15 protein-coding genes are annotated in these 12,849 nt (G+C 63.3%); all 15 read right to left on the reverse strand.

Features of this window, described 5'->3' with window-relative positions:
• Positions 1–11: 11 nt before the first annotated feature.
• The 15 genes from ACVWYQ_RS12420 to ACVWYQ_RS12490 all read right to left on the reverse strand — a co-directional run bounded on the left by ACVWYQ_RS12420 (position 12) and on the right by ACVWYQ_RS12490 (position 12,848).
• Positions 12–257, reverse strand: a complete 246-nt coding sequence (locus tag ACVWYQ_RS12420) for a hypothetical protein (protein ID WP_271544053.1) — start codon at positions 255–257, stop codon at positions 12–14.
• A gap of 109 nt (positions 258–366) precedes the next feature.
• Positions 367–894: a hypothetical protein gene (locus ACVWYQ_RS12425; RefSeq protein WP_271544050.1), complete on the reverse strand. Its 528-nt coding sequence runs from the start codon at positions 892–894 to the stop codon at positions 367–369.
• Between the two features lie 724 nt (positions 895–1,618).
• A complete protein-coding gene (gene dhaK / locus ACVWYQ_RS12430) occupies positions 1,619–2,602 on the reverse strand; it encodes a dihydroxyacetone kinase subunit DhaK (protein WP_404539194.1) in 984 nt (327 codons plus the stop codon).
• Between the two features lie 36 nt (positions 2,603–2,638).
• Entirely contained in the window at positions 2,639–3,052 is a 414-nt protein-coding gene (locus tag ACVWYQ_RS12435) for a hypothetical protein (protein ID WP_198399756.1), read from the reverse strand.
• 1 nt (position 3,053) lies between these two features.
• Positions 3,054–4,673, reverse strand: coding sequence for a phosphoenolpyruvate--protein phosphotransferase (ptsP, locus tag ACVWYQ_RS12440; protein WP_404539191.1), 1,620 nt, complete (start codon positions 4,671–4,673; stop codon positions 3,054–3,056).
• A gap of 1 nt (position 4,674) precedes the next feature.
• Complete coding sequence (locus ACVWYQ_RS12445; RefSeq protein ID WP_063710681.1) at positions 4,675–4,977, reverse strand: HPr family phosphocarrier protein; 303 nt, start codon at positions 4,975–4,977, stop codon at positions 4,675–4,677.
• Positions 4,978–5,008: 31 nt separating this feature from the next.
• Positions 5,009–5,401, reverse strand: a complete 393-nt coding sequence (gene dhaM / locus ACVWYQ_RS12450; RefSeq protein WP_036041954.1) for a dihydroxyacetone kinase phosphoryl donor subunit DhaM — start codon at positions 5,399–5,401, stop codon at positions 5,009–5,011.
• The gene (gene dhaL, locus ACVWYQ_RS12455; RefSeq protein ID WP_404539186.1) at positions 5,398–6,021 is read right to left on the reverse strand and encodes a dihydroxyacetone kinase subunit DhaL; all 624 of its coding nucleotides are present in this window, start codon (positions 6,019–6,021) and stop codon (positions 5,398–5,400) included. Before dhaL ends, dhaM begins: the two co-directional genes overlap by 4 nt.
• A 13-nt stretch (positions 6,022–6,034) precedes the next feature.
• Complete coding sequence (locus ACVWYQ_RS12460) at positions 6,035–7,057, reverse strand: ABC transporter ATP-binding protein (RefSeq protein ID WP_404539183.1); 1,023 nt, start codon at positions 7,055–7,057, stop codon at positions 6,035–6,037.
• The gene (locus ACVWYQ_RS12465; RefSeq protein WP_404539180.1) at positions 7,050–8,147 is read right to left on the reverse strand and encodes an ABC transporter ATP-binding protein; all 1,098 of its coding nucleotides are present in this window, start codon (positions 8,145–8,147) and stop codon (positions 7,050–7,052) included. The genes ACVWYQ_RS12460 and ACVWYQ_RS12465 overlap by 8 nt, the downstream gene beginning before the upstream one ends.
• A 10-nt stretch (positions 8,148–8,157) precedes the next feature.
• The gene (locus ACVWYQ_RS12470; protein WP_157284013.1) at positions 8,158–8,361 is read right to left on the reverse strand and encodes a hypothetical protein; all 204 of its coding nucleotides are present in this window, start codon (positions 8,359–8,361) and stop codon (positions 8,158–8,160) included.
• A complete protein-coding gene (locus ACVWYQ_RS12475; RefSeq protein WP_036041947.1) occupies positions 8,358–9,320 on the reverse strand; it encodes a carbohydrate ABC transporter permease in 963 nt (320 codons plus the stop codon). Before ACVWYQ_RS12475 ends, ACVWYQ_RS12470 begins: the two co-directional genes overlap by 4 nt.
• Positions 9,317–10,240 carry a carbohydrate ABC transporter permease gene (locus ACVWYQ_RS12480; protein ID WP_404546151.1) on the reverse strand — a complete coding sequence of 308 codons (924 nt, stop codon included), beginning with the start codon at positions 10,238–10,240 and terminating at the stop codon, positions 9,317–9,319. The genes ACVWYQ_RS12475 and ACVWYQ_RS12480 overlap by 4 nt, the downstream gene beginning before the upstream one ends.
• Positions 10,241–10,363: 123 nt before the next feature.
• Positions 10,364–11,722: an ABC transporter substrate-binding protein gene (locus ACVWYQ_RS12485; RefSeq protein WP_456725663.1), complete on the reverse strand. Its 1,359-nt coding sequence runs from the start codon at positions 11,720–11,722 to the stop codon at positions 10,364–10,366.
• Positions 11,723–12,212: 490 nt separating this feature from the next.
• Complete coding sequence (locus ACVWYQ_RS12490) at positions 12,213–12,848, reverse strand: pyridoxamine 5'-phosphate oxidase family protein (protein WP_271544035.1); 636 nt, start codon at positions 12,846–12,848, stop codon at positions 12,213–12,215.
• Position 12,849 lies beyond the last annotated feature (1 nt).

The raw sequence follows: 12,849 nt of genomic DNA on the forward strand, positions 1-12,849 counted from the left end.
CTGCCTCTGCATCATTTCGGCAGAGCTGCGAACGACTGCCCTTCGCAGCGGTCGACGATCACCGACAGTCGCGCCTCAACGTAGCGGTTGCCTTCGAATAGCACCGCATAAGGACGCCGCTTTGACAACTCCGTGGCGCCGCTTCGCAAACATATGATCCAAGGAACGGAGGAGATCGGATGGGCTCGGATAGGCTCTGAGAACTCGACAGGCTCCTTCAATTGGGCTTCGGCGGCGACTTTCTTCAGCGAGCCCATGACTTTCGACGGCTCCGGAGCCATCGGCGAGCCTTTGGGCTGCACAGCGCACGACGTCAACAGCACACATGCGAGCCATGAGAGAGATCGCGTCGGTACTTTGTTCGCGTCATCGCGCATCGCGCGTAAGATCGATGGCGACCTCGGATACCCAGGCTCCCGGCGACTCCATGACGAAGGATTGGCGGCTTCCTTTCGTACGAACGACGAGCAACGCCGTGATCTTGTCGCCCTCGATGCGGGCATCGATCACGCCATTCTGATTTTTCCCATAGACCTTGCCCCCGACGCGGTACTGGCTTTCAAACCAGTTTCCTGAAAGCTCCGAGCCGCTTTGTTCGATCGTGGCGCCCAGATCCATCTTGTACGCCTCGCTCGCGCAGCGCACATTCATCCTGACGGATTGGCCTTCGTTCTTGGGCACGTAGTCGACCTTACAGCGAACCCGCTCCCGGGGGCCGTCCTTGGGCTTCATCCAACCACTGCCCGACCATGAACCGGCGACGCTATTGAAGCTCTCCTGCCCTGATGCAGGGGATGCGGCGGCGACGGCCATCAGCATCCAAAAACCGAGCCGTGGCATATTCAACCGGCGCGTTGTCAGGATTCTCATTGCGCCGACTATTGCGACAGTCATCTGCCCTCCTTCTAGAACCTTGATCGTCGCTGCAGGCTTCGATCCATTGGTCAGCTGCACACCGCGCACCGCCCCGCGAACATCAAGCTCTTCGACGCTGCAGACCTCGCTTTCCCGCTCTCGCAAAGCTGAACTACCCGACGAACGTCCGATCTTGATGGAATCGAGCGTCGCCCTTCTCCCGACCCGCGCTCGTTATCCAGACACCTGGATCCAAATTGGGCCGCGTGTGACTGAACGTTTCTGCGCGTCGGCATGTTGAGTCAAAAGATGTCAGAGCGGCCGAGTCCCTGATTGGACCGGGTGCATCAGATAGGCGCGGCGACCGAGACGAACGGCCTGAGGTGATGGATACGGGCCGGCGGCGGCGCTGGTTCGGGGACGAGAAGCTCAAGATCGTCTTGGAGAGCTTACAGGCGTCGCCGCAACAGCGCGGCGATATGGAGTTTCGCGTTCATCGCTGCTGCAATGGCGACGCTCGTTTCGGCCGGAGCCGAGGGGGCCCGCCGATCATTTCCAGCGCAAAGCACTCATTGGACCCCGCGCCTGGGACGGACAGGGAAATAGCTGCCTACCGCCCCAAAAAAGAAGCCGTGTCCAAGGGACACGGCAAGTTTCAGGGAGGGTGAACCGGGAGAATTCCCGATACATGCGTGAGGCGTGGCCCCGGCCGATCGTCCGCCGGAGCACGATCGAAATCATCAGCAGCCATTCGCAGCCGCCATCACCATTTCAACGCGGCCGTGCGCACGGGATGGTCCCACAGCGCCCGGGTCTCGGTATCGAGCAGGCTCACGGTGAGCGAGCACCCCGCCATGTCCAGCGAGGTGACATAGCTGCCGACCAGCGAACGGGCGATGCGCAAGCCGCGCTTTTCGAGCATCCGCCGCGCCGCGTTGTACATCAGATAAAGCTCGATCGCGGGCGTTCCGCCAAATCCATTGACGAGCAGCAGGGCTTCGTCGCCATCGCGGGCGTCGAGATCCCCGGCAATGGCAGTTGTCATCTCAAAAGCGATCGCGTCAGCGCGCTCCAGCTTGACGCGGCGGCGTCCCGGTTCGCCATGGATGCCGACACCCACTTCCATCTCGTCCTCGGCGAGCACAAAGGTCGGCGTGCCTGCAGCCGGAACCGTGCAACTCGTCAGTGCCACCCCCATCGAGCGCGTCCGGGCGTTGACGCGCTCGCCGAGTGCAACGCAAGCCTGGAGGTCAGCCCCCTTCTCGGCCGCCGCGCCGACGATCTTCTCGACGATCAGAGTGCCGGCCACACCCCGGCGGCCGATGCTGTGGGTGGAATTCTCGACCCCGACGTCATCGTCGGTGACGATGGTGGCCGTGCGACCCTCGGAAATCTCGGCCGCCATCTCGAAGTTCATGCGATCGCCCGCATAGTTCTTCACGATGAAGAGCACGCCGGCGTCGCCCGAAACGGCCTGCGCCGCCTCGACGATCTGGTCCGGTGTCGGCGAGGTGAAGACCTGTCCCGGACAAGCCGCATCGAGCATGCCATAGCCGACGAAGCCCGCATGCAGCGGCTCGTGCCCGCTACCGCCGCCGGATACGAGCGCGACCTTCCGCGAATTGAGCTCGCGGCGCCGCACGAATTTTCGCTCGGGCCCGAGCGTCACGAGATCGGCATGCGCCGCAGCCAACCCGTCGAGGCTCTCCGCGAGCACGCCATCAACCGAATTGATGAACTTTTTCATGTTCTCCTCCCCTCTTCGTCCCTCTGAGCTTGGCGCTCATTTTTCCCGCATGATTGCTCCCAAGCGCCGCGCGAATTCCTGCAGCAGCGCATCGAGCTCCGCATTGCGCTTCGAGCTGCCGAGATCCGGCAGGTGCAGCGTCAGCGTCCGTTCATGCGCCCCCTCCGTCAGGCGGCCGATCCGGCGCGGGTGCGCACGGGTATAGGCACGAAGGAACGCCGCCTTCGCCTGCGGCGGGAAATGGCAGACGTCGAAGATCGTGTTCAGGTGCTGCACGGGAATCGGCACCGGATAGGCCGGGTTGCTGATCTGGCTGACGAAGCTGCGGTTCTTGCCCATGGCATGGGCCAGACGCAGCCGCATGCCTGATGGGCGGCTCTCAAGCACCTCCTTGAAGATGCGCTTGTAAACCGCAACGGCGCCCGCCTCGGCCGGTTCATCGATCGCCATATCAGCCAAGCCCGCCTCCGCTGCTCAAGCGGTCGATTGTCTGTTTGATCTGCGCCAGCGCCGACGCATTCACCGACAACTCGCGCAGGCCGCAATTCAGAAGCGCGGGCAGACAGCGCGGGTCGCTCGCCATGTCGCCGCACAGGCTGACGCTCGTTCCGGCGCGACGTCCGTGCTCCGCGGTTCGCGCTATCAGTTCGAGGAGGGCCGGATGCAAGGGATCCATCAAGGGGGCGAGAGCTCCATTGGAACGGTCGCATGCAAGGACATATTGCGCGAGATCGTTCGATCCGATCGAGAAGAAGGAGGCCTTGAAGGTCGCGATCGCCAGGGCCGCCGCCGGGACCTCGACCATGATTCCCAGCTCCGGGAGCATCGCGGCAATGCCCTCGGCCTGCAAGCGCTGCACGATTTCGGCGAACAGCTTCCGTCCGCACTCGAACTCGTCCGGCGCCGTGACCATCGGAAACATGACCCTGAGATTTCCATGCACGGCCGCACGGGCCAGCGCGCGGAGCTGCACGCTGAATATCTCGGGGCGGGCGAGGCAAAGCCGCAGGCCACGCACGCCCAGAAAGGGATTGGCCTCACCGTCGATGGTGAATCCAGGTACCGGCTTATCGCCGCCGGCATCAAACGTGCGAATGGTAACCGGGCGTCGATCGGCCCAGCGCAGAACGGCAGCATAGGCGCGATACTGCGTCTCCTCGTCGGGCAGGCCGCCGCGCTCTGGGAGCAGAAACTCGGTGCGCATCAACCCAATGCCGTCAGCATATTGTGCGTCGGCATGATCGAGATCCTCGACGCGCTGGATGTTGATGAGCAGCTTGATCCGCTCCCCGCGCCATGATGCGGTCGGCCGTCGCAGGATCGCCCGCGCGGACGCCCGGCTCTTGCGATGAATTTCGCGCCGCTTCTCGAACAGCCGCAGCTGCTCGGCACTGGGATCGAGCTCGAGCGTAGCGCCCTCGCCATCGAGCAGCGCCGTTCCGCCGATCTCCGGAATGGCGCCGAGCTGCACGACCATGGGGATGCCCCGCGCGCGCGCCAGCATCGCGACATGGCTCGTGGGGCTACCGCGCAGGAGCGCAAGACCACCGCCGGCCGACCAGTCGATCTCCAGGAAACGCGAGGGCGGCAGATCGTCGGCGCAAACGACGGCACCGCTCGGTAGCTTGGGGGCCTCGCCCCCGCCTCCGCGCAAGATGCTGATGATGCGGTCGCGTAGATCCGCAAGATCGGAGCAGCGCGCCTTCAGATACTCGTCCTCGGCCGCATTATAGTCTGCAATCTGCTCGTCGAGCGCGGAACGCCATGCGACGTCGGCGGCATCCCCCTCGCTTATCGCCGTGAATATCGCTTCGATGAAATCCTCATCCTCCAGCAGCGCGACCTGGAACTCGAGAATCTGCGCGGCCTCACCTCCCGCGATCGCGGCGAGCTCGGCGATCTGCCCGCTCGCCGCGTCGATCGCCTTGCGAAGATCGAGCGCCTCCTCGACCAGCGAGCCTGCGATCCGCTCGCCATTCGTGCCCGCATCGACACGGATGAGCGGGCCGTGGGCAAAGCCGATCGAGGCGGTCCTGCCGCGAAAAGCCAGTCCGGCGGCGCCTCCCTGCATGCTATGACGCCTCGTCCGGAAAGTCGGTTGCGATCAGGTTGACCAAGGCGGCGACGGCAGCCTGTGCGTCGCTGCCCGACGCCTTGATCTCGATCGTGCTGCCGTGAGCCGCGCGCATGGCCATGATCTTGGCCACGCTCTTGGCATTGATCCACTCGGTCGCGCCCGCGACCCGGACGGAAATCTGGGCCTGAAACTTCTTGGCCAGCTTGGTCAGCTTGACCGCCGGGCGTGCATGCATGCCCACCGCGTGCACCAGCCGCACATTCTCGGTGAAGATCTGGCCGTCCGCTTTATCCAACATGGTCTTATTCCATCATCGTTCGGCCGACGCATCAGTCGGCAGAGAGTTCCTCGGCCACGGCCTTGACCTGGGCCAGCGAGCTGCCGCCCGCCGCCTCGGTCGCCGCCATCACGGCGCCCTCGACGATCGGCGCGTTGCATACGACAACGAGATCGCGGCGTGCCGGCTCCAGCATTTCGACCGCCATCTCGCTGTTTGTTTCGGCGCCGCCGAGATCGACGAGGATCGCGACGCCTTTGGCCGACCAGGCATCGTTGATGGCGTCGACAATCAGTGACACACTGGTGCCGAGCCCGCCATCGGGATTGCCGCCGCAGAAGGCCACCTTGACCTCGCTGCCGACCATCTGCCGCACCATGTCGGCGGTGCCTTTGGCGATGTCCTTCGAATGCGAGACGATCACGATCCCCACGGCATCAGTCATTGCTTTCCCTCCAGGCTCGCGCATACCGCCTGCACGAGAATACAGCTCGAGCGCGCGCCGGGGTCGATATGACCGACGCTGCGCGGCCCGAGAAACGACGCCCGCCCCTTGGTGGCCCGCATCGGCGCAGTCCGCTCGACCGCCTCTGCGGCCGTTGTGCTGACTCGCGCGATCAGGTCCGGTTGGCCGGCTGCATTCTTCAGCGTCTCCAGCACGGGAACGAGCACGTCGAGCATGGTCTTTTCACCGGCGTGCGAACGGCCGCGGGCACTGACGGCGTTCACACCGCTGCCGAAGACATCAGCGATGTCCTCAGGCAGATGCTTGTCGTGCGAGAGGGCCTCGCCTGCGGCCAGGAAGAAGCTGCCGTAAAGCGGGCCGGAAGCACCGCCGACCGTCATCACGAGCGTCTTTCCGATCGTCTTCAAAGCCTCGTCGAACGGCTGTTCGGAGATCGCATCGAGCTTGCCGAGCACGGCTTCGAACCCGCGCTTCATGTTGAATCCGTGGTCGCCGTCGCCGATGGCCTGGTCCAGGCTCGTGAGCTCCGGCGCGCTGGCAATGACCCGCTCTGCGGCCAGCTTGACCAGCGATTTGAACGTCCCGGGTTGCAGCGACATCGCGTTTGATCCTCTAATGAACCGCCGGGAGGCGCTGCCCGGCGCCGTCGAAGCAGAGCGGTTGCATCAGATCCAGCTCAACCTCCTGACCGGCATGCAGCGGTTGATGCGGATCCGCAAGTGTGACCAGCATCTCTCCCTTATAGTCCAAGTGAACGTGATTCTGCTCGCCGAGGTGCTCGACCCGGTGCACGCGGCCGACCATCGGCCCGCCATTGCGCGCCGCGAGGCGAAGGTGCTCGGTGCGAATACCGACTGTCTCCGTTCCCGGCGGCAGCGGCACGTCCGACAACAGCCGGGCGGGGAGGAAATTGATCTGGGGCGTGCCGAGGCGCGAGGCGACATAGCTCGACGACGGTCTCTCGTAGATTTCCCGGGGCGTGCCGAGCTGGAGCAGCTCGCCGTCCTTGATCACGCCGATCCGGGACGCCATCGTCATGGCCTCGACCTGATCGTGGGTCACGTAGAGGATGGTCGCACCAAGCTCGAGCTGGATCCGCTTGAGCTCCAGCCGCAGCTCGGCACGGAGCTTGGCGTCCAGCGACGACAGCGGCTCGTCCATCAGATAGATCGAGGGATCGCGGACCAGCGCACGACCGATTGCCACCCGCTGCATCTCGCCGCCCGAAAGTCGGGTTGCGCGATTGTTCAGCTTGCTTGCGATGTGCAGCAACTCCGCCGTCTGCTCGACCCGCTTCTTGATGATGGGCTCCGATACCCGTCGCGCGGGCGAGCGCAACGGAAACGCAAGGTTGTCATAGACGGTGAGATGCGGATAGAGCGAATATTGCTGGAAGACGAAGGCAATATCGCGCGCTCCCGGAGGAGCCAGCGTCACGTCGCGTCCGTCGATCATGACCGAGCCGGAATCGGGAGTCTCGAGCCCAGTGATCAGCCGCAAGGTCGTGGTCTTGCCGGCACCGCTCGGTCCGAGCAGCACCATGAATTCTCCGTCGTTCACCGAGAGCGAGAGCTCGCGCACGGCCGCCACCGCGCCGAAGCGCTTGCTGATGTTGCGTAGGGCGACGTCAGCCATGGTCTGCGCTCCCCGCGGTGGCAGTTCGTATCGCAAGGCCGCTGGCGACGTCGAATAACGCGAGTCGTTCCGAACGGAATTCAAGGCCGACCCGCTCGCCGATCCGCACGGGCGTGCTGGAAGGCAACCGCGCCGCAATGCGTCCATGCGCGGTGTCGACGGTGACAATCTGGGTGGTCCCAAGATACTCCGCGCCAAACACCTCGCCGCGGACGGGTGCCGCGTCGGCGAAGCGGATATGCTCCGGACGAACGCCGAGTGCCATACCGGCGCTGGCGCGATCCTCTCGGATCTCCGGCACCGCGATGCTCGTGTCATGGAAGCTGATCGTCCGATCGCCGGAGCGCAGACCAGCCTCGAAGCGCAGAAAATTCATGGGCGGCGAGCCGATGAAATCGGCCACGAACATGCTCGCGGGCCGATCATAGATCTCCTGCGGCAGGCCGATCTGCTCAACGCGTCCCTGGTTCATGACGGCGATCCGATCCGCCATCGACATCGCCTCGAGCTGGTCATGCGTCACGTAGACGGTGGTCGCCCCGATGCGATCGTGCAGGTCGCGGAGTTCGCTGCACATCAGATGACGAAACTCGGAATCGAGCGCGCCCAGCGGCTCGTCCATCAGAAAGGCCTTTGGCCGCCGCACCATCGCGCGCCCCAGCGCAACGCGCTGCCGATCGCCGCCAGACAGCTTCGACGTCTTGCTCGACAGCAGATGCTCGATTCGCAGCAGTTTGGCTGTCTCCTGCACCCGCTGGTGAATATCGCGCCGGGCCATGCCCTGGCACTTGAGCGGAAAGCCGATATTCTCGGCGACGTTCATGTGCGGATACAGCGCGAAAAGCTGAAACACGAAGGCGATATCGCGCGCGGATGCCCGCTGGAAGGTCACGTCCTCATTGTCGAGCAGGATCCTGCCCTCGGTCGGCAGCTCCAGACCCGCGATCATGCGCAAGGTGGTGGTCTTGCCGCAGCCGGAGGGGCCGAGCATCGCAAAGAAAGCGCCATCGTCGATCGTGAAGTTGGAGCCTTGTACGGCGGCAAACTGATCGAACGACTTGCGCAGGTTTTCGACGCGGATCTGTGCCATGTCTGCCGCCCTATTCCGGAAAATGGCTCACGACGACGTAGCCGAGCGTACCGGCGAGGATCGTCACGAAGGAATAGCTGTAGAGATCGATCGACCAGGGTTGCACCAGCATGACGATGCCTCCCCCGATCAGGGTCATGGCAGCCGTCTCCCAGGGTCCGCGTCGGAACCAGCGAGAGACCACGCCTTTGGCGATTGCAGCAGAACCGCTCATTTGCGCACAGCTCCGAAGGTGATGCCGCGCAGCAGGTGCTTGCGCAACAACACGGTGAACAGGACGATCGGCACGACGAACAGGGTGGTGGCCGCGGCAACGGCCGGCCAATCCTGCCCGCCCTCCCCGATGATGAAGGGGATGAAGGGCGGCATGGTCTGCGCCTCGCCGCTGGTCAGGAGAACCGCGAAGGCATATTCGTTCCAGGAGAAGATCAGGCAGAAGATCGCGGTGGCTGCGATACCCGTGACGGCTTGCGGCAACACAACCTTGCGCAGCGCCTGCAGCCGCGTGTAGCCGTCAACAAGAGCGGCCTCCTCGTATTCGCGCGGGATCTCGTCGATGAATCCCTTGAGCAGCCAGACCGCGAGCGAGACGTTCACGGCAGTGTAGAGCAGGATCATTCCGAGCCTGGTGTCGGTCAGATTGAGCTGCCGGTACATCAGATAGATGGGGATTGCGACCGCAACGGGCGGCATCATGCGCGTCGAGAGAATGAAGAACAGAAGGTCGTTAGCCAGGGGAATGCGGAAGCGCGAGAAAGCGTAGGCCGCGAGCGTGCCGAGAAAGACGGCCAGGAAGGTCGAGCCGAACCCGATGATCAGCGAGTTGACGAAACGCGGCACGACCTTCGACGGTCCGGCAATGACCATGTCGCGCTGGCGCACGAGCTTGTCGTACCACGTCTCCGGCGGCGGCAGCTTGGCGATGAAGTCAGGCGTCTGCCGGGTGCGCACAGTGAACAGGTTCACAAAGCCTTCGAGAGTCGGCTCGAAGATCACCTTGGGCGGATATGCGATCGCGTCGCTCTGCGATTTGAAGGCGGTGGCGACGATCCAGACCAGCGGCAGGATCGTGATCACGGCGTAGAGGATGACGAGGCCACCCGCCACCATCTTTGCGCGCGGCGACGCTTCGACAATGGAGTGCGCGGTGGACTTGGTGAGGGCGGCGGTCATCGTTGCTTCACCTTGTTGAGGGCTTTGACGTAGATGTTGGCCGCACCGAACACGGTCACGAACAGGATGATGGCGAGTGCACTGGAATAGCCGGTGCGCCATTTCTCGAACGCGGCGCGCTTCAGCGTGATCGACACCAGCTCGGTGGTCGAGCCCGGGCCTCCGGACGTCAACAGATTGACCATGTCGAACATCTTGAAGTTCTCGATCGCGCGGAACAGCACGGCGAGCATCAGGAATGGAAAGGTCATCGGCAGCGTGATCGACCAGAATTGCCGCCAGGCCGAGGCGCGGTCGACTTCGGCCGCCTCGTAGATGTAGTCGGGTATGGAGCGAAGCCCGGCGAGGCAGATCAGCATGACGTAGGGCGCCCACATCCAGGTGTCGACCAGCACGATGGTCCAGGGCGCGAGCGAGACCTGCCCGGTCATGCTGAACGAGCTCGGCGGCACGCCGGTGAACAGGCTGATCACGTAGTTGAATGGCCCGATCTGCGGCTGCAACAGCAGCGTCCAGAAGTTGCCGACCACCGCCGGCGACAGCATCATCGGCAGCAGGATGATCGTGGTCCAGAAGCTGTGACCGCGAAACTGGCGGTTGATCAACAGCGCCAGGCCATAGCCGATGATCACCTGCAGTGCCACCGACCAGATCACGAATTGCGCCGTGGTCTGGAGCCGGAACCAGACGTCCTCGTCGGTCAAGATGTCAGTGAAATTGTCGAGGCCGACGAAGCGCAGCGGCAGATAGGACATGCTGAGATTGAGGCTGGTGAAGGACAGCCGGATCATCCACAGCAGCGGAAAGATGTTGATCGCCAGCAACAGCGCGATCGTCGGCGCCACGAACAGCCATGCGATTGTTCGGTCCGACAGTCCGCGGACAGGTCGCCCGGTGCGGGATTTGGCGGGCTCGCTCATGCCGGGAAACGTAGCATCGTCAGGTTGAAGGATCGTGGTCATCTTGTCCATCGGCTGGCTGGCTCGGGTTCCCCGAGGCGCACACGCCCCGGGGTACCGTTTCGTCGACGCGAGGCCTACGGCCTATTGCGAGGCGACCTGCTTGCCCTGCTCCTTGAAGACCTTGGTCCAGTCCTTGACGAGGAGATCGAGCGCCTGCTGCGCCGTGCCCTTGTCGGCGACGACGTAGTCATGCACACGCTTCTGCATGTCGAGCAGCAACTGGGCGTAGGATGGCTCGGCCCAGAAGTCCTTGACGATGCCCATCGACTCCAGGAACTGAGGCGCGAACGCCGCGCTTTTCGGGAAGTTTGGTGCGTCGACCACGGCCTTCAGCGCCGAGTAGCCACCCAGCTGCCACCACTTCTGCTGCACGGCGGGCTGCGCGAACCATTTGATGTAGGCGAGCGCGTCGTCCTTGCGGTCGGAGGTCGCGACCACCGAGATCCCCTGCCCGCCAAGCTGAGTGAAGTGTCCGTTCGGCCCGGACGGGTTGACGAAGAAGCCTATTCTGTCGCCGCCGACATTCGGATCCTTGTAGAGGCCGGGAAAGAAGGCGAACCAGTTCATCTGCATCGCCACCTGACCGGACTTGAAGGCGTCGAGCCCCTCCTGCATGTAGGCGTTGGTCATGCCCGGCGCCGTGCAGCACTTATAGAGCTCCTTGTAGAACTCGAGCCCCTTGGCGGCGTCGGCCGAATTGACGACGCCCTGCATCTGGTACGGCTTCTTGGGATTGTCGTAGCTGAAGCCGTAATTGTAGAGCACGTTGGTCACGCCCATGGTGATGCCTTCGGAGCCGCGCTCGGTGAAGATGTAGGCGCCATAGACCTTCTTGCCGTCGATCTCGCGGCCCTGGAAGAACTGCGCGATCTGCTTCAACTCGTCATAGGTCCTCGGCGGCGCCAGATCGCGGCCGTACTTCGCCTTGAACGCCGATTGGATATCCGGGCGCGAGAACCAGTCCTTGCGATAGGTCCAGCCGACCGCATCCGCCATGGCCGGCAGCGCCCAATAGTTCGGCGAGTTCTTCGGCCACTGCGAATAGCCGACGACCGTCGCCGGGACGAAGTCGTCCATCGATATCTTCTCCTTGTCGAAGAAATCGTTGAGCTTCACGTACCACTTGTTCTCGGCCGCGCCGCCGATCCACTGACTGTCGCCGATAATCAGGTCGCAGAGCTTGCCGTGGGAGTTGAGCTCATTGAGGAAGCGATCGGCATAGCTCGTCCACGGGACGAACTCGTATTTCATCTCGATGCCGGATTGCTTGGTGAAGTCCTTGCCGAGCTCGACCAGCGCGTTGGCTGGATCCCATGCCGCCCAGCACAGCGTGAGCTGCTTACCTTGGGCCGCAGCTTCGCCTCCGCCAAATCCCCCCAGCAGGGCCACCCCAAGAACCGTGGTGGCCGCCGAGCCTCTCAACCAATTGAATGTCCGCATATCCGTTTCCTCTCTCGTTGAAGCATCTGACCCGCTTGGCGCGTCCTGCCGGAACGACGCCAAGACCCTGAAACCGAGTTTGAGGAACGATGAGTGAAGGACGAGACGGGCCGCTTCCGGAGATGGCTCCGGAATGGCTTGGGCTCCTCCCACACATCGGCCCGATGCGTGATGTTTAGTTTTTTGTAACACTAAACGTATTACTAAATTTCGGAGATCGTCAAGCCTCGTTTGTCGCGAGTCCGGCGAAAGACCCGCGGCGCTGGCGCGCAAGCGGGATGTTCGCAGTCGCAGCGAAAATGCCGGAAGATCTTGCCGAATGCGATCGCCGATGTCGCCCGGCAGGAGAATCCAGCCCACCCGAACAACAGGAGAGCAGGAAGGTCGGCCATAGCCGCGTGTTTAGCAAACTACTTTACTGAATGTTCAATGAAGCGGGCGCGAGGAGCCGCCTAATCGTCCGAAAGCTGACGATGCCGCTCCGTTCGGACTAGTAGAGCCTCGTACGGTATCCTTCTTCCATCGTCTTCTCGGCCTCTTCGACCGCGATGGCGACAGTCTGCTCGGCGATGATCCGGCCGAGCGTCGGGAAACTGTTGCGCTCGACCTGAGCAGCCGGATTCCAGAGCTTCGAGCGCATCAGCGCCTTGCCACAATGAAAATAGGTTTCCTCGACATGGATCTTCAGCCCGATGATTGGGACCACGTTCTGCACCGCGAGCGGCGTCAACAGCTCGGCATCCTGCGAGATCTCGGCGCGGCCATTGACGCGCAGGGTCTCGTTGATCCCCGGCACCAGGAAGATCAGGCCGATGCCGGGGGAAGCGATGATATTGCCGAAGGTGTCGACGCGGTTGTTGCCGCGCCGGTCCGGGATCAGCAGCGTCTTGTCGTCGAGCACGGCGACGAAGCCCGGCGCATCGCCGCGCGGGCTTGCGTCGGCATGACCGTTGCCGTCGCTGGTGGCAAGGACGAGGAACGGGGAGAGCGCGATGAAGTCGCGACAGAACCTGTCGAGATGGCTGAGGACCTTCTTCTCGGCGAGCGGGCTGAGCTGCCCGAAATGCGCGCGCAGATCCTCTAGCGTCTTGACCGGCGGCTTGCCGCCTGCACCCTGGCTGTCCATT

The organism is Bradyrhizobium sp. USDA 3397 (assembly GCF_054060965.1).